The organism is Vibrio sp. Vb0598, assembly GCF_033338935.1.
GTDB classification, from domain to species: domain Bacteria; phylum Pseudomonadota; class Gammaproteobacteria; order Enterobacterales; family Vibrionaceae; genus Vibrio; species Vibrio alginolyticus.
Map to the genome: position 1 here is coordinate 178859 of NZ_JAWOTP010000001.1, position 23494 is coordinate 202352.

Here is a 23494-nt window from a genome sequence, read left to right on the forward strand (position 1 = left end):
TTCTTGGACTACTGGAATCTTAGCATGCCTCAATAACCATATAATTTATGTGACTTATTTCATGATGGGGCTGATTGTTTTTTAATCGAGATCATAAACTCAGAGGTTCTGACTTTTGGAGCAAAACCTCTGGATTGTTTAGGCTATTTGGAAAGAACGATTTCGCCGTCGCGATAAACCAAGCTTGGCGTTACATCTTGTCCTAGTAACACCGGGCCATCAAGATCGACAACGCTCGCCTGAGCTGCAATAGGTAACGCGGCTCGCATCGCCAGCGACGTCCCCAACATACAACCGGACATGAGGCTAAAACCGAGTTTTTGGGCGTCGTCGGCTAATAATAGTGCTTCAGTGAGCCCGCCAGTTTTATCTAGCTTAATATTCACCATTTCATATTTGCCAACCAACTGATGCAATTGCTCTCTGGTGTGACAACTTTCATCGGCGCAAAGTGGAATGGGGTGTGGAATGCTGGCGAGTACGTCATCGCAGTCTTGTGGCAACGGTTGTTCGATCATGGTGATGTCTAACGGTTCGAGTTGAGCAAATACCGTCGCGAGATCGAGGCTTTGCCATGCTTCATTCGCATCTAAAACAATTTGCGCGTGCGGCGCGGCATCGCGTACTGCTGCAACGCGATCAAGTACGTGTTCACCATCCAGTTTTACCTTAAGCAGTTTTGCGCCTTGGCTAAGGTAAGCTTGCGCCTGTTTGGCCATCGCTTGCGGCGTGTCGATAGAAACCGTCATCGCCGTCACAACCGCCTCAGGTAACGTAAAGAGGTCGTGAACCTGCTGCTTGTGGCTCAAAAGCGCGTGAAGATGCCAAAGGGCGCAATCCAATGCATTTCTTGCCGCCCCTGCGGGCAATAACGATTGAAGCTTGCTTTTGAGAGCCATGACATCAGCTTCGCCTTTGGCATACAAACTTTGCAGTTCATGTGCGGCGTGAGAAATCGCCTTAATCACCGACTCAACCGATTCACCATAACGAGGGTATGGCGTGCATTCACCTTGGGCGGTCATGCCTCGATGTTCAATTGTCACTCGGACTACGTGGCACTCTGTCCGACTGCCGCGAGAGATGCGAAATGGTGTCGCCATGGCAATCGTGACAGGTTCTACATGAATTTTCATCTCACTAGTTTCCCCTAAACCGCAGTTATTTTCTAAACCGTAAATGTTTCTTAAATCGTAAGAAGCCTATCTGCAACCGCATCAACGCCAAAACGTACAGGGTCGGTGACGGGCACTTGGTATTTGTCGCTCCAATCCTGGCATAACTGGGCAGCATCTTCTTCGCTGAGCGCCGAAGTGTTTAAGCAAATACCCACTAATTGAGCGTTTGGATTTGTTAGGCGAGCAGCGGCCAGATTCGCTTCTATCGTTTGTTCAATGGTTGGCAAGCTCGCATGTGGTAAGTTGCGGATGTGCGGGCGACCAATCTCATGGCACAGTATCAGAGCGTCAGCTTGTGCGCCGTGAAGTAAGCCCAAACTTACGCCAGCAAACGAAGGGTTAAATAACGAACCTTGCCCTTCGATGATGTCCCAATCGTGATCGGTGAACTCAGGGCTGATCGTTTCTACTGCGCCGGAGATAAAATCGGCAACTACGGCATCAATTGAAATGCCACTGCCTGCGATGAGAATTCCAGTTTGACCCGTTGCTTTGAACTCTGCGCGACAGTTTTTACGCTTTAATGTGTGCTCAATGGCGAGGGCAGAGTACATTTTGCCAACGGAGCAATCTGTTCCTACAGTAAGTACTCGCTTGCCTGCACGAGCTTTGCCATTGCCGACCTTGAGCGGGGCATCATAATGGCGAACATCATACAGTTTGGTTAATCCGCGTTGTTCTAGATCGGCAAGAGGAGAAAATTCCGCCAAACGTTGATGCATGCCCGATGCAATTTCAAATCCCATCTCTGCCGCTTCAAGTAAGGTTGCTTGCCAAGCTTCGGGAATGACGCCTCCTGGATTTGCCGTGCCGAGCACCAGCGTTTTTGCTCCTTGCTGCTGCGCTTGTTGTATTGTCATGTCGGTTAAACCAAGCGATACGGTTTCTGGCGTCAGGCGGATTTGGCCAAGGCAAATCTCAGGTCGCCATTGGTAAATGCCACGCGCGGTTTTTGCTGCAAGTGGATCGGTTACATCGCCAAGAAAAAGTAGGTAAGGTTGAGCAATTTGCATGATGGTTCCCTTCGTCATCGTTATTGCTCATTAATTTAGCCAGACTGATTTAGGAAACCGAATGCTTATTTGTTAGGCAGGTATAACTTCAGGTTATACCTTTAAACCATCTGTTGTTTTAGAGCGGTGATAAATTGCTTTGTCGCAATGGATTGAGGTGTGTGCTCTGCGAATAAAATAGAGACAGAGAAGGACATATTTGGCTCCAAAGCATGCACGGAAACGGCATTATCTTGGCGATATTGTTTTGCAGTCCAAGGGTCTACAATCGCGAATCCTGCTTCGTTTTTCACCAGTTCAGCCGCCGCGGAGTAGCTGCGGACGGTAATGGCATGTTGATAATGCTCGTCACGCGCTGACAAGGTTTGATGTAACAGCAAGCCCAGAGGGTCTCGGCTATCTAAACCGATAATGGGTAAATCGTGACTGATGAGTTCTTCTAAAATGACGGTTTTTTCTGCGGGTATCGCTGCGCTTTTAGGAGCGATCAGTGCTAAGTTTTCTTTCAATAACACGTGCCCCATGATCGCTGGTGGTGTTTCTTCACCGAACGCAATGGCGACATCCAGTTCATGTTTCAGTAATCCTGAGCACAGCTCATCGCGATTGGCCGTTAATAGCTCAAAGGAGATGCCGTGCTCTTTCGACAACAACGCGACAGTCGGCGCTAACAAGTGCGCGGCCAAAACAGGCGGGGCACCGACTCGTAAATGTTGAGTTCCCTGTTTGACTTTGTTGGTCAGAGAGCGAAATTGTCCGAGTTGTTGATAGACTTTTTCAGCCTCTGGCAATAAGGCTTTGGCTTCTTGAGTGGGAACGAGGCGACCTTTTACACGCTCAAATAAAGCGAAGCTCAGTTGTTGTTCTGTATGGGCGAGAACTCGAGTGACATTAGGTTGGGAAACGTGCAGTAAGCGAGCCGCGCCTGACACCGTTCCTGCTTGCATAATGGCGTAAAAGACCTCTAATTGCCTTAAGTTCACTGCGATTTCCCCCTGCTCATGTTGGTCACCTCAGAATACCCAACCTTGCTGATAAGCGATAGAGGCAAAAGTGCTGGCGTAAAAAATAGGAAGACGATGTTGGTTGCCTTCTTATCTCGCTTTTTCAATTTCTCAACTTCTCAACTTCTCAACTTCTCAACTTCTATGCTTCACTTTGCTGCTGCATGAAGGGGCAGGTCGTTAAACGGCTCGACGTCTCGGCTGAGTAATCCCATCAAAACCACTGCTAACACCATGACAACAGCTGCTATTGCAAAACCGTATTGTGTTAGCTCGTAATGACTTAACATCGCGATTAACACGTAACTGAGAGATTGAATGGTGGTGGCAAACATGCTGATGCCGCCATCGACGCGACCTCGTTGATGAACCGCTACGGTATGATGCATCCAGTTGACTCTCGCAATGCGATTTAGCGCGTTAAATACGCCAAACAGCGCCGTAAACAATAAGATGGTCAGCGGGCTCATCGCAAAACTCATACCGATAAGCGCAAAAGAGACCATAACCATCGAAGCGAACATAATGTGGCTATGGGAGGCACGGCTTAGCACTTTGGTGACAATAAAGCCGGTTAGCAACGAGCCGAGGCCAAAACTGATGTTGAACCCTGCAAACCAATCGCCAGAGATGCCTTGTTCAGAAAACCAAATCGGCACCAGTTTGCTCAAATACGTCAATGCAGGATAAGAGAGGCAAGAGAGCAGAATAAAGCCATAAAATCGAGGTTCGAGACGGAATATTTGTTTGCTCTCTTTGAGTTGCGCGATGAAAGCAACGGATTTTGATGCCCTTAATTGTTGGGTATAAGGCGTCAGAATATAGAACATCGCTGCTAACGCAGAGGCGCTGGCCGCAAACAAAGCAAACTCTTTCATACCCCACATTTCAAGCAAAACAATACCCAACGCGCCAGCTCCGAGGGTTGTGGATTGCATTACAATTTCTTGCTGACCCGAAATTTTCGCATACTCATGGTGCTGATAATTTTCTTGGGTGAAGGCGTTGTTGGTCGTCCATGCAAAATTACTCGAAACCCAATACACCAATTGTGCAAAAGCCAGTAACCAGTGTGACTCAAACCCTAACCAATAAGCAATGAACACCACCAAAGCCATACCCGATTGAATCCATTGATTGAGCACGAGTAGTACTTTGCGTGAATGTCGGTCAATTAAAGTGGAAAAGAAAGGCGTTGCTAGAAAAGAAATCGCGGTGCAGCTCAGAGAAACTAAAGCGACGAATGTACCCATGTTAGGTTCGGAAAGCATGACCCATGGCAGCGCCATCATGAATAAGCCAGAGGAGATACTGTCGAAGAAGCGGCCAGCTAAGTACGGCTGAGTTTTATTTTTCATTATGTTTGCCTCTAACTCCCGATGTATTTCAAAAGGTTGATGTCCAACTGTCTTGTGTTTAACAACCAAGTCGTTCGCGCTGAACACATTATCTTGAGCTCGCCGGGGTTTAGCGTTAATTAAGATGGTGCAACTTTAAAACCTCAAGTAAACTTGAGGTAAAGCGTTTTTTTAACAAAATTGATATACAGGGAGTCAAGGATGGAAATCAGCGTAGGAGAAGTGGCAAAACGTTCTGGAGTGAAAGTATCTGCCCTACATTTTTACGAGCAAAAAGGACTGATTTCGAGTTGGAGAAATCAAGGTAATCAGCGTCGCTACCATCGCAGTGTGTTGCGCCGTGTTGCGGTGATCAAAGCAGCGCAGCAAGTTGGGTTGTCGTTAGAAGAAATTAAACATGCGTTAGATGAACTGCCGAAACACCAAGCCCCTAACAAAGCGCAATGGGAAGAAATGGCAAGCCATTGGCATGAACAGTTAGAACAAAAGATTCAAAAACTTAAAGCGTTGCAAAACGATTTAGGCGGATGCATTGGCTGCGGGTGCTTGTCGTTAGAAACCTGCGCACTGCGAAACCCAGAAGATGTATTAGGGAAAGACCACTCGGGGTCGAACTTAACGTTAGAAGAAGAGTAGCGATTATCTCTATTCTTTGTCGAAACTGTCGACTACGATCGCGCCCATCGAAGCAGGCATTGTGATGACGATAACGCGCTTTATCGCAACCAAAGGCTCATTCATGAGTGGCAGCTTATCAAGACAGAAAAGAACTAACGCTACCACAACTGCCGCAATGAGGTACGCGATAACCACACGAAAAATAAAGATGGATACGCGATTCTTGATGTGGCTTTGAAACACGCTTTGATACGCGAAAAAACTGAGGAAAATGACAGAAAGACTTAACAGCATGAGCAAGTTTGCCATTGGTAGGCTCTCACCCAATCGCCACGCTTCCTCCGAAAATGAGATCGGGACTGCTAGGGCAAAAGCGCCAACCAATACTTGGCTAGCGTCTTCTAGATTAAAGTGGCTGCTCATGCTGTTTATTCCATTATTCGCTTGCTAGATGTAAGAGCTTTTCAAAACGCTCATTACCGTGCAGCAATTCGAGGTCTCGTTCTTCGGCAAGTAAATCACGAATGGATGGGCTGTATTCAATTGCGCGTTCCAAGTCTTCAATAGCTTGCTCTTCGATACCAAGGCGAGAGTATGCACACGCGCGTTGATACAGTGCAGGGCCGTTGGTGTAATCGACTTCAAGTACGCGGTTACAAATGCTAAGTGCCCAATGGTATTCGTTGATTTCCATCGCTGCGTCGGCTTTGTAAGTCAACGCTTCTAAATCACCTGGACGAATTAATAAGATTTCATCATAGATCTCAATACGTTGTTCTGGAGTTTGAGAGCTTTGTGCACGTAGCCATAAGTTATGGATCTCGTTGATTTTCTCAATCTCTTTGTTGTTTTCGCTGATAATGCGAGTTTTGCGTTTTAAATCTCGCTCAAGGGCGACAAACTTTTTCTCGTATTCTTGGGCGATCTTCTCCAATCGTTTATCAGCCATCTCTTTGGTGTTGTGTTTAAACTCGCGCAGAGATTGCCATCCGACAAAGGCAATCAGCGATGCGACACCAGCAATGATGTAGAAGAAGTATGTAACGGTCACGTTGGCATAGTTCAACGATTTATCTGCGACCGTTAGCTCGCGATCGGTGATCTCTGTGATCATTCGCTTTTCTAGGCTTTGATAGTCCTGACGCAGCGCTTTTAGTTCATCTAAAATATAGCGTTCCATTAATGGTCTATCTAACAGATCCGATTCTGAATACTTTTCCTCCGATGCCATTGTTGGCAAGGCAAGTATCAGCGAGAAAAAAATACCAATAAATAAGCGCATATAACGTCCTTTCACGAGAAGAGTACAGATAGACCATGCAACAATAGCAAATAGCACAAACGTTTAGCAAAGTTATTACAAAAGAAATAACAGTCGTCTTCGTAGAAGTCATATTCTTGTTGTTTTTCAGTTTGTTCCTGATGGTTATTTGTTGTGATATCTTTTATCCTCCTTGCGAATTTATGATTAATGGAGTGAGCATGGACGCGCGAGCTAAGGATTACTTAGAACAATTCCTAGAATTATTATCACCAGAACAAAGGGAAGCTGTACCATCAGTCAGTGCTGACTATTATTGTGCCGATGAATACAACGCGAATGTATGCGCAGATTTGGTTCGTATTGGACAGAAAACTGCATCGTGCAGTTTGGAGCTTTGGTATCGAGAGCATGGTGAAATCATGCCCCAAGTCGGTCATTTACAAGTAGTGACGAATTGGGATGGGGACCCGGTTTGCGTGATACGAATTACTGACGTAAGTACATGCAAATATGAGGATGTAACCGCAGAGTTTGCCTTCGCAGAAGGCGAAGGTGATAGAACCTTAAACTGGTGGCGTGATGCTCATACTGCATTTTTTAAAGCTGAATGCGATGAGTTGAACATCGCTTGGCATGAGAAACGTACGCTGGTTTTAGAGCGTTTTGAAGTGGTGTATCCCGTCAATTAATCTCTGATAGCAGCACTGATTTGAAGTGCTGCTTTCTTTACTGAGAGACCATTTTTAGCGCTTTCGAGCGGTCACACTAAACATGTGCCAATGTTTTTGGCTTCCGACTACAGTGGTCCCGTCTTCATCTCTTTCATGCAATGAAATGAGGTCGTAACCTTCGAATAAGCTTTCCACTTCCTTTTTTGTTAATGCGGTAATGTTTGGGTGCATTTCGGAGGTAACCCAGGAGTCTTTCACTCCCAAGAAATCGCCGGAGAAGATACCGCCCGGTTGTAATGCGCTGTCTATTTTTGTCCAGACTTGTTTGAAGCCTGTGTCAGGGCAAAAGAACAAACTGGCATTTGCGATAACCAAGCTGCACTTAGGGTAATTAAATTCAGTAAAACAGCACTGCGAAACCGAAAATCGTTTATTACCTTCAAAGCGTGTTAAACAAGTTTTTACTGCATTTTCATTGCTATCACATGCGTGAACCTTAAATCCCTGTTCGAGGAGAAAGTGGCTGTCTCGACCTATTCCGCAGCCAATATCGAGAGCGACTTTGCCTTCTATCTTAAGTAGGTTCAGGGCATTTTCCACGTTTGGGCGGTGAGGTTGGCTTAAAATTTTCTGATAGTATTCATTCCATTGCGCTGGCATTGAACTTCCTTATGTTGGTTGTGTCCCCTGCCCAAAACTAGCGTCCATTTTGTTTTGCTTGACTGGGGAGGTTTGCAGTATTGGCAGCTGTTATAGCTGATCTTCAATCGGTAATATTCCGGAGAACCAAGCGCCCATTTTTCGCCATACTCCTGCTTCTGGTTCGGAGTCGTATTCTTCGCCTGTTTTTACGTCGGTCCAGACAATGTCCCCGTCGCGCAGAGTTAAGGCGTAGGCGTTACTCGACAGTTGATTCGGCAGTTGTTCTAGAAACATTTGCACATATTCTGGCTGTTCGATAACAACGGCCATTTCGGTATTCAAAGCGGCCGAACGTGGGTCCCAGTTCATCGAACCAACGAAAAGTGTTTTGTTATCAATCGTCATTGCTTTAGCGTGTAAACTTGCTCTGCTACTCCCCGTGAGGCTCCACTTACTTTTGAGTTTCGCGCTCGCTTTTACTTCCCAAAGCTTGATTCCAGCTTCGAGTAGATCTTTTCGATATTTTGCGTACCAACCATGCACGGCAAACACATCGTTAGACGCGAGGCTATTGGTCACAATCGTAATATCAACGCCTCGCTTGGCCGCGTTACTTAATGCTTGAGTACCTGTTTCAGTTGGAACGAAATAGGGAGAAATGAGCACAAATGAATCCTCAACACTTTTAACCAGTTCCGTTAAATTATCAATAAGTTGGCTCTCTCGGGTCGCGACTTTATCGGGCAGGTCAAACCATACTTTCGCTTCTCCCCAGTAGAGCTTGAGTTTGCCTTGTTTTAGATCTTGGTACATATCCAGTTGAGTGAAGTCATAGCGGCCGGTTGAAAACTTTTCCTCTAACCGGAGTTTATTGACCTGCTTTTGAATCGCTTGGTCGGTAATTTGCTGTGAATTCGGTGTAATCCATTCCATTGGTATCGAATAGGCGCTATTCCAGTAGAGGTCGAACTGATCGGCAGTTTGTTGTACCGCCTCACCATAGAGCAGAAGATCAAAATCACCAAACTCAACTTGCGATTCAAAAGAGAAGTATTCATTGCCGATATTTCTACCTCCGACAATGGCGGAAACACTGTCTGCAATCAGAGACTTATTGTGCATACGACGATTAAGGCGTTCAAAATCGCTAGCAAGAGCGAACCAACGGGAGTCGCGATACTGATGCGGGTTAAATAAGCGGATTTCTATATTAGGATGTGCATTGAGGGCAGCCATCACATCGTCGTTTCGCTTTTGCATATCGTCAAGCAACAGCCTTACTCGAACACCACGCTTTGCCGCTTCATACAAGCGCCACGTTATTAGCTGACTCGTTTCGTCACCACGGTAAATATAGTATTGAAGATCAAGGCTTTTCTGGGCGGACTCGATCAAAGAGGTTCGAGCAAGAAGGGCATCGTGTCCCTGATTTAACGGTGCAAAGCCAGTTATGGACTTAGGGTCTCTCCCGTAAGCTTCAAAGTACTGCGCAAGAACAGAATCCTTTTGATAACCGAGCTGAAAGCTGGTGGACTTTTCACTGGCGTCATTCAACGATACGGATGAGCATGCCGATAAAATAGTGAGCAGCGAGGGGAAGAGCAACTTGGCGAGCGTTTGTAACAAAGCACATTTCCTTGTCTTACAGAGTGTTACCTACTCCAAATTATAGACTTAAGCTGACGCCACATGCACCCAGAACCGTTTGATAACGAGCGATTAATCAATGAATTGCTATAGAGCCTGCACTAAGTTCAACTTTTAGAGCGCAGATAATCATTTATTTTAATTATCATTATGGCCGTATTGGTCATAATCACTAATATCTGGTGATTATGACCAATAGCACACTGGATAAAATAATGGTTTTTATATAACCATATGATTTTTAATAAATAAATGCTTGGCATGTCATTTGCTATTTAGAATAAAAGTTAAGTCAGAGCAACTTGCGCAGTTGGTTAATTTTTTGTTAATTTTATTAACTTTGAATTGGCAATAACTATCTAGTTCGCTGCTTAAAAGACTAGGCAAGCGCCGCTTTGATGTTTATTCAAATTCAATTCTCTCATCACCATGCTTACCGGGAGCAATGGACTGAATAAAAGTGTGGTGTTGAAAACAACAATAAAAAAGGATTTTCGATGTTAGCAAAACCCATATTACGTTGGCTTTTACCCTTCGTCGTCGTTGGAGGCTCTTATGCAGGATATGCTGCAATTGCCGCAACTGCGCCGGAAAAAGAGTCAACCAAAGATGCAATTACAGAACCTACTGTTCAGGCTTCTTCTCTTTTTCCTACTGATCACAAAGTGGTGATTACCAGTCACGGTGAATTAGTCCCTTTTGAAAAAACACACCTTTCCGCGCAAGTCAGTGGTGAAGTGATAAGTTGGCACCCGAATTTTGTAACGGGTGGCATCGTGAAACGAGGAGAGGTTCTTTTCACAATTGAAAGCGACAACTATGAAGCGTCGGTTTTACAAGCTGAAGCCGATTTAGCTAGTGCACGCGCAAACTTGATTGAGGAACAAGCGAAAGCCGAAGTGGCAAAGCGTCAGGCAAAGAGACTGAGCGATAAGCAAGTGACGGATCTGTATTTACGCAAGCCTCACGTTTTGAGCGCACAAGCGCAAGTGAAGTCGGCTCAAGCGGCACTCAAACGAGCAAAAAGAGAGTTAGAAAATTGCAAAGTCGTTGCACCTTACGATGCGCTGGTTGTTGAGCGTGATATTGGTGTTGGTCAATTTGTTACATCTGGTTCTCGAGTTGCCACGTTAAACAACATCGAAGTGGCAGAGGTGCACGTACCCATTGCCGGTTTTGATAGTGCATTTTTACCCGAATCCATTGGTGAACTCACTGCGACAGTGACGCAGCAAGGTGTGTTTTCTACCACTAGAGAAGGTCGAGTAGTTCGTGATCTAGGCATGATTGATAGCGCTACCCGAATGATTAACATGGTCATTCAAATCGCGGACCCATACGGTGTCGATAACCAGCAGCCTCCAATTAAATTCGGCTCCTACGTTGAAGTGAGCTTCACTGGTAAGGAACTTAAGCATATCTATCGCTTACCACAGGAATTAGTTAAAAACCGTACCGTGTGGGTGGTGAATGGCGATAATCAACTTCAACCCAGAACTGTCACGGTTTTGAGAGCAGAAGGTGAGTTTTTGCTGGTGGGCGAAGGTTTAGAGCAAAGTGATAAGTTGGTACTGACCTTGCCCGAGTACCCTCAAAAAGGCATGGCGGTACAAATCGCAAAAAAGAGTGACGACTCCGAAACCGTCGTACAGTAAGTAGGAGTATGTCATGGAAGATACTAAACAAAAGGGCTTAATTGCCTATTTTGCGAATAATCCCGTCGCTGCCAACCTTTTGATGGTGTTCATCATTATCATGGGTGTGGTGAGCTTTCTCTTTATTCAAAGGCAGATGTTTCCGAATATTGAGGTGAACTACATTGATGTTCGTGCGACTTATCCTGGCGCTTCTCCTCAAGAGATAGAAGAGAGTATTCTCGTTAAGGTCGAGGAATCGATTAAAGACGTCACCGGGATTAAAAAAGCAGTCTCAACGGCCTCTAGAGGTAGCGCGTATGTTTCCATCGAGGTAGACGTTAATGCCGATATCAAGCGTGTCTTAGATGATGTAAACCAACGTATTGATACCTTGTCTAACTTACCAGCGGGTATGGAACCAATCAATGTCTACCAAGTTGAATGGCGCCAAGATGTAATTGAAATGGGGTTAGTTGGGGATCGACCGCTCGAGGAGCTTAAACCGCTTGCTAAGCAAATCGAAGATGAATTACTTCAGTTAGAAAACGTCATGCTGGTGTATCTGAGTGCGCCAGAAGAAGAAATAGCGATTGAAGTTGACCCACTTGTTCTTCGTAAATACGACCTGACGTTGAGCGATATCAGCAGCGCGATCAGCCGTTACTCAGCCAACTTTTCTGCGGGCGAAGTAAAAACAAACTCAGGGATGATTGCAGTAAGGATTGAAAACCAATACTACCGTGGTGATGAGTTTAGAAATATTCCTGTAAAGCTTGGCGCAAATGGTGCGAAGGTGTTACTGCAAGATATTGCCACAATAAAAGATGGCTTTACGGAAGAAGAGCGCTACTTTGAATACTCAGGTCAGAATGCGATCTACATGTCTGTTGAAGCAACTCGTGACCAGAACATTATCCCTGTTGCGCAGTCCGTTCGTAATTATATTGAAGCAAAAAACAAGACATTACCGCAGGATGTTAAGCTCAAAGTCTTAGTTGATACGACTTATTATTTAAATGGGCGTCTCGACATGATGTTGAAAAACTTGCTGCAAGGCGCTGCATTAGTCGCGATTATGCTGACCATTTTCCTACGTTTCCGCTTGGCTATGTGGGTAATGATTGGGCTACCTGTCTGTTTTCTCGGTGCCGTAATGATGATGCCTGCATTAGGAATCACGGTAAACATCGTGTCTCTTTTTGCCTTCATTATGGTGCTCGGTATTGTAGTTGATGACGCCATCGTGATGGGAGAGAGCGCTTACAGCGAAATTGAAGAAAAAGGCGGTGGCGTCGAAAACGTGGTTCGTGGTGTAAAACGTGTTGCCACACCAGCCACTTTCGGTGTGTTAACCACAATTGCGGTGTTTGCCCCTTTCTTGTTGTCTAGCGGTATTGATAGTGCCTTCTTTTATGGTATCGCGGGGGTCGTGATTCTTTGTTTGATCTTCAGTTTGATTGAATCGAAGCTGATCCTTCCTGCACACCTTGCGCATACTCATTTTAAGCCAGTTAAACCAGGTGGTTGGCGTGACCGATTTAACCAACGTTTTTTTGGTTTTGTAAATGGTCCATATCGGAACTTTGTAACAACATGCACCCATTGGCGCTGGACAGTGTTTGCGGTGTTCTGTGGTTTACTGCTGATCAGCGCGGCTTTGATCAACGCGAATTATGTTCGGGTGATCCCTAACCCTAAAGTGCCGACTGACTATCCTGCGATCACTATTGAAATGAATGATACCGTTTCAAGTGAGCAGACAATCAGTGCACTCAAGACTATTGAACGTGTCATGCAAAAGATCGAATCTGAGACCATTGCAGAACATGGTCAAGGAATGATTCGTGATGTGCTGTCGTACAACAGAAGCCGCACCGAAGGTCGTGTATTAGTACCTCTGGTTGATGAAGAGTTACGCCCGTTCAATACATTTGAACTGGCTCGACGTTGGCGTGAAGCTATGCCTGTTATTCCAGGTATGAAGAGCATCAAAATCCGCGAGCAGAGTGCGGGTGGTGGTGACAGGGATGAGTTTGGCTACTTGTTGTTTGGTTCTAACATCAATGAGCTCAACGAGGCTGGGCGTTACTTGATAGAGCGTTTACAGCAGGAAGAAGGGTTATATGATATTTCATCTTCTATTGATTCTGGAAGCAAAGAAGTACTCCTGTCTCTTGCGCCTGTAGCGTACGATCTCGGTCTGGATCTCACCATGATCGCAGAGCAAGTTGGTGGCAGCTTTTATGGTGGCGAAGCACAGCGCATTATTCGTGATGGTGAAGAAATTAAAGTTATGGTGCGTTACCCGCAACTGACGCGTGAAGCATTCTCATCATTGCGTTACGCTGTGATTACCACACCAGCAGGTAAGAAGGTCATGCTAGGTGATGTGGTGAAGATCAACGAGCAGCCGGGCGTGAGTAGCATTCGACGTGAAGGCGGGTATCAAACCGTTTATGTTTATGGTTCCATAGACGAAGAATTGGTTGAACCTCAAGAAATCGTGAAGGTCATTGACGACAATATCTTACCGGACATGAAGCAAGCCTTCCCAACTGTGAAAACAGAATTGGGCGGTGATATTGAAGAGCAGGCTGCGCAGCGTAATGAACAGATTTTGTTCTTTATTGCAGGCATGATCATCGTCTACATCTTGTTAGCTGTACCGTTAAAAAGTTATACCCAACCTTTGATTGTAATGTCCGTCATTCCGTTTAGTCTGACGGGGGCGATTTGGGGCCATTTCTGGCTAGGTTTAGACATCAGTATGATGTCGACATTTGGTTTGATCGCCGCTGCTGGCGTGGTTATCAACGACTCTCTGGTTATGACAGATTACGTAAACCAAGTGAGAGAAAAGGGTATGAACATCAAACAAGCGGTTGTTGAGGCGGGTTGTGCTCGTTTTCGAGCTATCACGCTCACCTCAATAACGACGTTTGCGGGTGTATTGCCGATAATGTTTGAAACGAGTTTGCAGGCGCGTTTTGTCATACCGATGGCTGTCGCTTTGGGCTTTGCGGTGTTGTACGCAACGGTTCTGACTTTAGTGTTGGTGCCTTGTTTGTATTTAATGCTTGAAGATATTAAAAATATTTTCAGATCGATTAAGAGGTTTATCCATCGTTTGATTAATCGTTTCAGAAAGTCGCCAGTGACGTCGAGCGTTGAAGCAAGCGTATCGAGTTAACAAGCTTGATGTTAACGATTAGGAGCAGCCTTCGGGCTGCTTTTTTGTTTCCGCATTTTGATTCAAAGTGATTTTTTAGTGGGCAGTTACGTAATTATCTGATGAGAAAACTGCCTGACAAAGCATTTCTAATATGTATGTTTCTAATGTTTTAAATTCGCATGGTTAATTTGACACTTGGTTAGCGAAATTTACCAGACGAAGATAACGTTGAATATGAGGTTTAATTTAAGTTGTTGAAAAATAACAAAATAAAAGTTGGCATCGTATGTGCAATATATGAATTGTAATTAAAATTAACTGCTAATCCTCAAGGAGCTTATTATGAAAAGCGTATTTCTATCTACTCTAAGTCTTATTGCTGTAATGTCATCACCAATCGCTGCTGCTAACACTTTAGACAAAGAGGAGTGGAGCTCAGATTTACGTCAGGACTTTTCTGAAATGAAACATGAAGCTATAGCAGATATTCAGCAAATGAACATGGATGCCATTCACGCACGTGATGAGCGTATCGTGAAAAACATTAAAGATGAGCAAGAACAGTTAGTAAAGGTAACGTGCCACAAAGAGAAAGCAAGCAAGTCATAAACGCCGATAAAAGAGACTAACAGACGAAAATGAATCCAATACGAGTTCGGTGTTAGTTAGCAGTAAGCACTGACCTTGTTGCTCTACTTGCCAGCCTTTTAAGGCTGGCTTTTTTGTTTCTCATTTCATGGGTGGAGATCAGATCCTCAAGCTTATTATCAATAGTTGGCGTGTTTGATGAGCTATTGCTGGATGGAGCGGATGTAACTTTCAAAAGTGTAGATTTCAGTAAAGTGGAGGTGATGTTAGATATTTAAAATTTAGAAAAGATCCGATCTCCTTTTTGACCTTCATAATACCTTAGTATGTGGCTTACCTTTACTTGAATTAGAACTCATATTGCAGGCTCTCGTTTAAAGGTATTGATGCATATTTGAAGAGTAAGAGATAGACATATGAGTTTTATTAAAATGTGTAAAGATGGTTTTAGAGGAAAGCCGGGTTTCTCTGACTTATTACATAATGCGTTCCAGATAGATGACTTAGTGCTGTCATTTGAGTGTCCGAACAACATATATGAAGGACATGTATACCAGGATCTTGTTAATTTAGAACAGTTCGATGTTGAATCAAAAATAGAGAGGCATGAAAGGTTTGTAAAGTTAGCTACGGTATATTTTTTGTTTCAGAAGAAAATATTAAACCCTTTGCTTCCTATTAACAAACAAGGTGGATTATATATTAGGCTACGGGTTAAATCTACTGGAGAAGATATTGATAATATTAGTCAATTGTCCTCATTTTTAGAGAGAGAATATTATGATTTTTATCATGCCCCGGAGCAAAGTGAAGGCTCTATGAGGGGGTATCATACAGACTTGATGAAAGAATTGACTAAGCGTGCGAATAAACAATGGGGAGAAATTCCAGAAAGTGAAGACCGAAAAAGAGAAAAAGAAGAATATTTAATTAGAGGTTTCTTAAGTGGTTATCCACCAATAAAGTGTGAGATAGTTGAAGTTGGAAAAAACAAATACTCAAAATACTCAGAAGGTAATCTTAAGTATAAGAGTGAATTACGAAGAGTATACAATTTACCCATAAAAAATGAATTCTACCTGAGCATCGAGTTTTGGTATAAGTACGAATCGATGTTTGCTAAGCAGAAGTTTTTAGATTGGGTGAGAAGTGCGGATGAAACCTTTGAAAAAAAAGTATTGGAATTACTGGATTTGTCTCCGCTCATCGACTCGTATACAGCCAAAGCAGTAAAGGGATTGAACGAAAAAACTAAGGCTGAGTAACACAGCGTCAGTGTCAAGAAAAGCTAGCAAAGTATGTAGCCATGAGAGAAAAATGAATCAAATTGGATGTCTATTTACCTTTGTGCTCATGGTGCATATAAAGCCAATGGATTTAGTATAGAGCTTACCACAAATATCAATAAATATTTAAATAACAAGAGATAGAAATATGGATTTTATAAAAATCTTTAAAGATGGGTTTAGAGGGAAACCAGATTTTGTACACTTGTTACATAATGTATTCCAGATAGATGACTTAGTACTATCATTTGAATGCCCGAACAATATATATGAAGGTCATGTATACCAAGATTTTATTGAATTACAACGGTTCAATATTGATTCAAAAGTAGAGCGGCATGAAAAGTTTATAAAATTGGCCACGATTTATTTCTCTTTTCAAAATAAAATAATAAATCCACTATTACCAATCAATAAACAAGGTGGTTTATATATTCGGTTAAGGATTAAATCTTCAGATAAATATATTACTAGTGTTAATGAACTATCTTCATTTATAGAGAAAGAGTACGTGGATTTTTATCATGCTGTAGAGTCACCTGACGGCTCTCGAAAAGGTGATCATACAGAGTTGATGAATGATGCCATTTCTTACGCAAATCATCGTTGGGGAATGGACCCGATAAACGAAGAAAAAAAGAGAGCGAAAGAAGAATTCCTTGTAGGAGAGTTTCTTCGTGGTTATCCTCCAATCAAATGCCAAGATATCAAGATTGGTGAAAATACATTTTCAAAATATGTAGAAGGAAATTTGGAGTATAAAAAAGACTATCGAAGAGTGTACAATTTGCCTATCAAAAATGAGTTTTACTTTAGTATTGAATTTTTATATGAAATCGAGCCTATGTTTGCTCAAAAAAAGTTTTTAGATTGGGTAAGACACGCGGATGAAATCTTTGAAAAAAACGTTTTAGAGTTGCTAGTACTGTCTCCGCTTATTGATTCGCATACTACCTCCAAATCCGAAAGGTTGGCAAAAAAGTTGATCCAGAGCGTTCATACTTAACTTAAAGAAAAAAGCCCGCGAAGAATGCTTTCACGGGCGAAAAAAGGGCACCAAATTGGGTGTCTATTCATTTTGGAGGTGGTCGAACGTCCATATAAAACTGACAATAGGCTTGGTGAGAGGCTTACCACCAGCGCGACCAACGAGGCTAAAGTTAACATTGTTGTAATGATTGTTAAAATGTTAATTCTTCAATCAATGTTTTCATTATCGTGAGTTTAAATTGTGAATGTGTTGCCTACGTGTATTTTTACTCTGTGAAATGCCGTTTTTGACAATAAAACATATTATAAATCTTGTGTTGGTTATTTGATTTGGTTATATAAAACTCAACATACTTAATCCTTAACTGTTCATATTCACACTTAATGAGACACAATAACCCTCTGTTTGTTAAGTGATTGTGTGTTTTTTAACGTGTTGGTATTGAACAAAAAGCGACCTAAGCCGCTCTTGTTCATTTTGATAAGTTTACTTATCAGTCGTTTTAGATTTCTTCGTGCTTATGGACTAGACCGAAGTCAGCTAAAATGGCATACGCAGCAGGGATCATAAACAACACCAGCAGAGTGGATGCGAAAATACCAAACACGATGGAGATAACCAGTGGTTGAATAACCTGTGCTTGCAAACTGGTTTCAGTCAGTAACGGAAGCAAACCTGCTGCAGTGGTCATTGATGTTAGGAATACTGCTCTAAAGCGTTCCCGACTGGCTTTGACTACTGAGTCATGCACATTATCCCCTTCATCCACATGATGGCGTATGTACTGAACTAACAGAATCGAGTCATTCACCACAATCCCTGCTAATGAGACGAAGCCCATCATACTTGGCATACTTAATGAGTGACCGAGTAGGATGTGTCCCCATACCACGCCAATAAAAGCGAGGGGAATCGCAAGCATGACGACGAATGGTTCCAAATAACTGCGGAATTGGTAACTCAGAATCGCAAACACGCCAAACAAACCAAGCAAGAAGCCTTTACCCATTGATGCGCCAGTTTCAGCGGTATCTTTGGCTTCACCTTCAAAATCAAAGCGAAGACCAGGATACTTTTGCATAAGCTTTGGTGCTTCATCCTGTTGGAACTGACGAATAATGGCGGTTGAGTTGGCTTTCGTATTGTCGATATCGCCGAATACGCTTACAGTGCGCAAGCCATCAATGCGCTGGATTCTTACGTAATTACGCTGGAAATCCAAAGTTGCAATGGTCGCGAGTGGGATTTGATTACCATCGGACAAGATTATTGGGAAGTTTGCCAATTGCTGTAAGTCACCAGCTTGCGCTTTATTGAGGCGAACTTCGATGGAAATGTTTTCTACCCCAACTTGGATCTCGTCTGCGGTTTGGCCAAAGAAAGCCGCGCGCAATTGATTGGCAATGAGCTGACCGTTAATACCATAAGCTTCCGCCCCAGGACGAAGTTTAACCAAGACTTCTTCTTTACCCATGCGCATGTCATCTAATACGCCATGGACACCGTCAAATTCATTCAAGTATTGCTGAATGTCGATAGAGGCTGCTTTGAGTGCATCCAGATCATCATGCTTCGCTCGAATCTCAATCGCCCGGCCACCTGGCCCCATGGTCGGTTGTTTAAATACCAGTGAGATAGGATCCGCAAGTTCACCAATGTCTTCACGCCATGCGTCGATAAATTCATCGATGAGTGTGTTACGACTCTCGGCGCCCAGCAAATCCAGACGTACCGTGGCAATGTGAGGGCCAGATTCATTCGCGTCGGCGTTAGCATTGAATTGACTGGTGATGTGCAGAACCAATGGATTGCCGTCTTCCACTTTTTCTGTCCATTCTTTATCTAGCTTTTGAGCGGAAGCGACGATCTTATCGACGACAGCTTCCGTTTGAGACAGAGAAGAACCCGGAGGAAGAATAATACGCGCTTCTGCAATGTCGCCATCCAATTCAGGGAAGGGTTGGAACTTGAGTAAACCACCTACTAACGTGGCCGCGGAGATAAGAAGCAAGGCAACCACGCCACCCATAAAGGCATAGCGATACTCGACCACTTTATCTACTGCGTTGACCAAGGTGGTGTTACGGAAGTTTTCAAAAGAAGCGAGCAGCTTTTGTTTAAACTTCGGTGTCTTTCGCTCTTGCTTTTGTTTATGCAGTGAATGAGAAAGGTGGTTAGGTAGGATCAAGAAGGCTTCCACCAAACTTAAACTCAGTACGAGGATCAGAACTTGAGGAACCGCTTTAAGTACCGCACCCATTTCACCTTGCAAAAATAACAAGCTACCGAAAATACACACCGTAGTTAAAAAGGAAGAGATGACCCCTGGCAGTACCTTTTTCACTCCTTTGATAACGGCATCATCGATCTCTTCTCCTCGGTCGAGGTGAGCGGCAATCGATTCGGCAATAACGATGGCATCATCCATCATGATACCGATGGCCATGAGTAGCCCGACTAAAGACATGATGTTGATGGACAGGCCAAGTTGCGCCATCAAAAATAACCCACCTAAGAAGGCAACGGGTAAACCAGCTGCGACCCAAAAGGAATAGCGAAAACTAAAGAACAACCACATGGTGGCGAAAACCAGAATGATACCTTGCCAACCGTTTTTGACCATCATGGTCAGGCGATCCCAAAGTACGGATGAAAGGTCATTGGTCATTTGTAGCATCACACCGTCTGGCGCGATAGCTTGTTGTTCTTCTACAAATTGAGCAACCCGTTCCTTGATACGCAGTGCGTCATCTTCTTTGTTTTTGCTGACTTTTAGTAGGGCAGAAGGGTGACCATCGAAGAGGACTTTCTGTTCGTCCAATTCAAACCGGTCGGTAATCGTCGCAATATCTCTTAGACGGATGATTGAGCCATTTGTACCAGAGCCCACGACGATAGTCTCAAGCTCTTCCGGCGTCACACGTCGTTCATCAAAGCGGATCAGAAAGTTCTTATCTGGTGTCTCGACATTACCACTTGGCAACTTGACGTTCTGACGACCAATCTGCTCAGCAATATCGCCAACACTTAAGCCAAGTTGTCGAATGGCTTGAGTGTCCAACTCTACTCGGTATTGGTGGTCAGAGAAGCCTGCAACTTCAACCAAAGACACATCATAATCGAGCTTTAATGTGCGTTTAAGTTGTTCTGCATAGGCTTTTAGCTCTGGCCATGTGGTGTCTGCAGTGATCGCGACATCCACAACTGGCTCATTCCAATCCAACTCTTGTACAACGGGGGATTCAATCTCTTGTGGGAAGTCATTAATCGAGTTGATCTGAGTTTGAACGTCGACCAGCATGCGCCCGATGTCGGCTTCTTCATTCAGTTTTAAGATAAGACGCGCAGAGCCTTCAATCGCTTCACATTGCGTTTCTTCAATGTTAGCAAGGCCATCAACAGCATCTTCCATTCGGACACAGATACTCTCTTCGACTTCTTGCGGGGAAGCGCCAGGGTAAACCACACCAGCGAGGATGTAGGGCGGATCAAACTCAGGAAAGGTTTCACGCTTAATCGTGGAAAGTGAAGAAATCCCCAATATCAGCAGCGTTAGCATCAGCAAGTTGGCTGCCGTTGGGTGCTTGGCGAAGAATCGGATCATGAATCAGACTCCTCAACAGTGGCTTCTGACTGTTCAGGTGACTCTTTCAATAGCATGCCGTTAATCGCAGGTAACAAATCGTTGATGATCAGCTTCTGACCTTGCTCTAGTTCACCATCGATCACCACTTGGTTATTGCGGCGATATAACACTTCAACCGTCACGACTTGCAGACGATTGTCATCGCCCATCAGGTAAATCTTATCGCCATGAAGCGCACGCTCTGGGATGACCCAACTCGGGTTCTCTTGTCCCTCAATCAAGGCACGCACAAACATGCCGTTCACCAATGGAGGCGCAGACGTTGGGTTTAATGCACGGTAGTCTTGTTCAATTTCCAGAATCACACCGGCAGTCGCTTGGCTTGGATCAACCGTTTCACTGATGCGTGCAACTTTCGCAGGCCAGCTTGCAGAGAGGTTACCGCTGCTGAGTTCAATGTTGGCATGAATCGCATTCATATCAGGTTGTGGAATACCAGATTCATCGCGGACAAACTCACCGATGCTCGCTGCCAAAGTTTGCATGTCATGAATGGATAGTTGAGCTTCCACTTCCATGACATCAATACCATGTCCTGTCACCATGGTTTGTTGGAGGTTAACCACTTGCTTTTTCTCAATTTCTACGTCGGCAATACGCAAATCGTAAGGAAGCGTGATGATGGTCTTATCAAGCGAGCGTTCGGCCTCATCCACTTTTGATGCATTAACTTTAACTAGGGCTTCCGCGACTCGTTTCTCATCCGGCATCAAACCAATTTGATTTTCCATATCCAGTACTAACTTACGTTGAGAGAGCGCGCTTTGCTCTTGCTGATCTACATCCGATTGCGAGGTTAAGCCTTTCTTACGTAGGTTTTGTTTACGGTCTAACTCTTTGTTGGCGATAACCAGACGGTTGGCTTCTATCTTGAGTGTGCTTTTGAGATTCGCTTCTTCTTGGTTCAGCTTAGCCAGAGAGGTTTGAGCAGATTTGAGATCGGCTTGAGCTTGAACCAGTTTCAACTCGTAATCGAGTGGGTCGATTCGCAAGATTTCCGTTCCTGCTTGCAGCACTTGTCCTTTTTCCAGTTGCGGATGACGGTAAACCACTTTACCGGTCACTTCGGCTATCGCTTTCCATTCAACTTTCGGTGCGATTTTACCAAAGCCAATAGCAACAGGTGCAATCGCTTTCAGCTCAAGTGGAATCGTCTCGACCAACCGTGCACGATCTCCAGCGGGTTTTACGGGCAAATCTGGTTTGAGGCTAATCGCCAAAAACAGAATGACGACCCCCACCGCAAGAGCAGGAAAGAACAGCAGCTTTTTATTTATCTTCATATTGGTCGCCCGAGTCTAAAAATCCATGTTTCATCAGTTGTATGTTGTGTTCGAATAATCGGTTCAAGAAGGCTTCAGAAAGTTCAATGCCATGAATGGCGAGCAGTGCTGGTGGTGCCATAAAAGGAAACACCATCAAGCTGATGTAAGAGACGCGACAAAGTTGAGGGTCGGCGTCTTTTCGTAAAACGCCACTGTCAATCAACTTATCAAAGATCACGCCTTGCATTGGCTTGCTGATATCTGCGAAGACTTTTTCGAGCAGTTTGCGTTGGGTTTCCGATGGGGGCATATGCATAACTTGGGCAACTAAGCGTGGGAACTGTGGTACCTTGATCATTTCGCGGTAGTAGGTACGCATTAGATCGAGAAAGTTTTGCTCGTTACTGTTGGATACCAACGTCTGCATCTGCTTTTGCATCGGTGACAGTGTTTCGCGCAACATGGTCTCGAACAAGCCTTCTTTGTTGCCAAAGTAGTAGCGAATCATCGCAACGTTCACGCCTGCTTTCTGCGCGACTAGGCGAGTAGAGACCTTGTCATAAGCCATAATGGTGAAGAGTTCGCGCGCGTGGAAAATCAGTTTTTCCCGTGCGTCGATATTATCTGTGGGTCTTCCCGCCCTTCGATGCGCTTCCGTCACAATCTTCTCTCAAAATATTAAACATTTGATTAATTATAAGACGCTGATTTCTCATGCGACATGTGAAAAATTAATCAGTATTTAATCAAGTGATTAATTTGTGATGAAGAGAAGTAAAAAAGAGCAGAAAGAACTGCTCTTTGAACAAATAGAAAAGTATTTACTTAGGAAGAACGGTCTTGTGAGGCTATATCACCCCCAACTTAACACACTCCAATTCGGTCTGTTGGCGTGTTCTTTTAGTTGTGGGCATGGATTTACCAGATAAGCGTAGTTCGCGTATTCACAAAGCGGTAAATCGTTGATTGAATCGGTATAGAAATGGATTTCGGAATAAGGCTCAGGCTGATTTTCTAGCCACTGTTTTAATCGCGTGACTTTGCCTTCACGATAACTCGGGATACCGTCGATTTCAGCAGTATAACGGTTGTTTTTCTCGATTAAATCAATTCCGAGTGCGGTTGGAATATTAAGACGGCGACCAACGGCTTCCACCAAAAAAGTGACGCTGGCAGAGATGATAACCATATCTATACCATCACGAGACAGTTGCTCAATCAGGGTTTTGGCTTGAGGGAACTGTTTAGGCAAAATATGGCTTTCAACACATTCTTCAACCAAGGCGTTTACTTCTTCAATCGGCATGTTTTCTAGTGGCTTCATGGAGAACGCTAGGTAATCTTCCATGTCCATTTTGCCTTCAGAGTACAAGGCCATTAGACGCTGATCTTCCATAATAAATAAAGGATCAGTCGCGATGCCTTTCTCAACCATAAACTCGTTCCAAATCATTGCGCAGTCAGCGTTTATTAGGGTTTCATCCATATCAAAAACATACAAAGGTTTGGACATG

At 44.0% G+C, this 23494-nt stretch carries 19 protein-coding genes; 7 read left to right on the forward strand and 12 right to left on the reverse strand.

The annotated features are described in order from the left end of the window. Nucleotides 1-143: 143 nt before the first annotated feature. The 4 genes from dgcA to R7Q38_RS00885 form a co-directional block, all read right to left on the reverse strand. Entirely contained in the window at nt 144-1136 is a 993-nt protein-coding gene (dgcA, locus tag R7Q38_RS00870) for an N-acetyl-D-Glu racemase DgcA (protein WP_318113959.1), read from the reverse strand. 50 nt (nt 1137-1186) lie between these two features. Then, nucleotides 1187-2191, reverse strand: coding sequence for an N-acetyltransferase DgcN (gene dgcN, locus R7Q38_RS00875; RefSeq protein WP_239938685.1), 1005 nt, complete (start codon nt 2189-2191; stop codon nt 1187-1189). A 101-nt stretch (nt 2192-2292) separates the two neighbouring features. Further along, complete coding sequence (locus tag R7Q38_RS00880) at nt 2293-3174, reverse strand: LysR family transcriptional regulator (protein ID WP_025767997.1); 882 nt, start codon at nt 3172-3174, stop codon at nt 2293-2295. Nucleotides 3175-3344: 170 nt separating this feature from the next. Beyond that, nucleotides 3345-4553 (reverse strand): MFS transporter, encoded by a 1209-nt coding sequence (locus R7Q38_RS00885; protein WP_025767996.1) that lies wholly within the window; start codon nt 4551-4553, stop codon nt 3345-3347. A gap of 201 nt (nt 4554-4754) precedes the next feature. On the opposite strand from R7Q38_RS00885, the gene soxR reads away from it, so the two are divergent. Beyond that, nucleotides 4755-5189: a redox-sensitive transcriptional activator SoxR gene (soxR, locus tag R7Q38_RS00890; protein ID WP_005373898.1), complete on the forward strand. Its 435-nt coding sequence runs from the start codon at nt 4755-4757 to the stop codon at nt 5187-5189. A 9-nt stretch (nt 5190-5198) separates the two neighbouring features. Here the strand turns inward: soxR and R7Q38_RS00895 are convergent, their stop codons facing one another. Both R7Q38_RS00895 and R7Q38_RS00900 read right to left on the reverse strand, forming a co-directional pair. After that, nucleotides 5199-5594 carry a DUF2391 family protein gene (locus R7Q38_RS00895; protein ID WP_005373896.1) on the reverse strand — a complete coding sequence of 132 codons (396 nt, stop codon included), beginning with the start codon at nt 5592-5594 and terminating at the stop codon, nt 5199-5201. A 13-nt stretch (nt 5595-5607) separates the two neighbouring features. After that, the gene (locus R7Q38_RS00900; RefSeq protein WP_005373890.1) at nt 5608-6453 is read right to left on the reverse strand and encodes a tetratricopeptide repeat protein; all 846 of its coding nucleotides are present in this window, start codon (nt 6451-6453) and stop codon (nt 5608-5610) included. A gap of 200 nt (nt 6454-6653) precedes the next feature. On the opposite strand from R7Q38_RS00900, the gene R7Q38_RS00905 reads away from it, so the two are divergent. Continuing rightward, nucleotides 6654-7124, forward strand: coding sequence for an ASCH domain-containing protein (locus R7Q38_RS00905; RefSeq protein ID WP_149192157.1), 471 nt, complete (start codon nt 6654-6656; stop codon nt 7122-7124). A gap of 54 nt (nt 7125-7178) precedes the next feature. Here R7Q38_RS00905 and R7Q38_RS00910 read toward each other — a convergent pair whose 3' ends face one another. Both R7Q38_RS00910 and R7Q38_RS00915 read right to left on the reverse strand, forming a co-directional pair. After that, nucleotides 7179-7766 (reverse strand): class I SAM-dependent methyltransferase, encoded by a 588-nt coding sequence (locus R7Q38_RS00910; RefSeq protein WP_017635142.1) that lies wholly within the window; start codon nt 7764-7766, stop codon nt 7179-7181. 90 nt (nt 7767-7856) lie between these two features. Next, complete coding sequence (locus R7Q38_RS00915) at nt 7857-9374, reverse strand: phospholipase D family protein (RefSeq protein WP_149192156.1); 1518 nt, start codon at nt 9372-9374, stop codon at nt 7857-7859. Between the two features lie 518 nt (nt 9375-9892). On the opposite strand from R7Q38_RS00915, the gene R7Q38_RS00920 reads away from it, so the two are divergent. The 5 genes from R7Q38_RS00920 (at nt 9893) to R7Q38_RS00940 (ending at nt 17084) form a co-directional block, all read left to right on the forward strand. Beyond that, a complete protein-coding gene (locus tag R7Q38_RS00920) occupies nt 9893-11050 on the forward strand; it encodes an efflux RND transporter periplasmic adaptor subunit (protein WP_025767993.1) in 1158 nt (385 codons plus the stop codon). Between the two features lie 13 nt (nt 11051-11063). Continuing rightward, nucleotides 11064-14222, forward strand: coding sequence for an efflux RND transporter permease subunit (locus R7Q38_RS00925; protein ID WP_053304607.1), 3159 nt, complete (start codon nt 11064-11066; stop codon nt 14220-14222). A gap of 324 nt (nt 14223-14546) precedes the next feature. Next, nucleotides 14547-14813: a hypothetical protein gene (locus tag R7Q38_RS00930; protein ID WP_005373876.1), complete on the forward strand. Its 267-nt coding sequence runs from the start codon at nt 14547-14549 to the stop codon at nt 14811-14813. A gap of 395 nt (nt 14814-15208) precedes the next feature. Continuing rightward, nucleotides 15209-16057, forward strand: a complete 849-nt coding sequence (locus tag R7Q38_RS00935) for a DNAase (protein ID WP_239938673.1) — start codon at nt 15209-15211, stop codon at nt 16055-16057. Nucleotides 16058-16226: 169 nt separating this feature from the next. Next, nucleotides 16227-17084 carry a hypothetical protein gene (locus tag R7Q38_RS00940; RefSeq protein ID WP_054574539.1) on the forward strand — a complete coding sequence of 286 codons (858 nt, stop codon included), beginning with the start codon at nt 16227-16229 and terminating at the stop codon, nt 17082-17084. Nucleotides 17085-17571: 487 nt separating this feature from the next. Here R7Q38_RS00940 and R7Q38_RS00945 read toward each other — a convergent pair whose 3' ends face one another. The 4 genes from R7Q38_RS00945 to R7Q38_RS00960 all read right to left on the reverse strand — a co-directional run bounded on the left by R7Q38_RS00945 (nt 17572) and on the right by R7Q38_RS00960 (nt 23493). After that, entirely contained in the window at nt 17572-20673 is a 3102-nt protein-coding gene (locus R7Q38_RS00945) for an efflux RND transporter permease subunit (protein WP_318113961.1), read from the reverse strand. After that, complete coding sequence (locus R7Q38_RS00950; RefSeq protein ID WP_318113962.1) at nt 20670-21998, reverse strand: HlyD family secretion protein; 1329 nt, start codon at nt 21996-21998, stop codon at nt 20670-20672. The genes R7Q38_RS00945 and R7Q38_RS00950 overlap by 4 nt, the downstream gene beginning before the upstream one ends. After that, on the reverse strand, nt 21985-22641 hold the full coding sequence (locus R7Q38_RS00955) for a TetR/AcrR family transcriptional regulator (RefSeq protein ID WP_025767986.1): 657 nt from the start codon (nt 22639-22641) through the stop codon (nt 21985-21987). The genes R7Q38_RS00950 and R7Q38_RS00955 overlap by 14 nt, the downstream gene beginning before the upstream one ends. A gap of 192 nt (nt 22642-22833) precedes the next feature. Further along, the gene (locus tag R7Q38_RS00960) at nt 22834-23493 is read right to left on the reverse strand and encodes an HAD family hydrolase (protein WP_017633566.1); all 660 of its coding nucleotides are present in this window, start codon (nt 23491-23493) and stop codon (nt 22834-22836) included. Nucleotide 23494 lies beyond the last annotated feature (1 nt).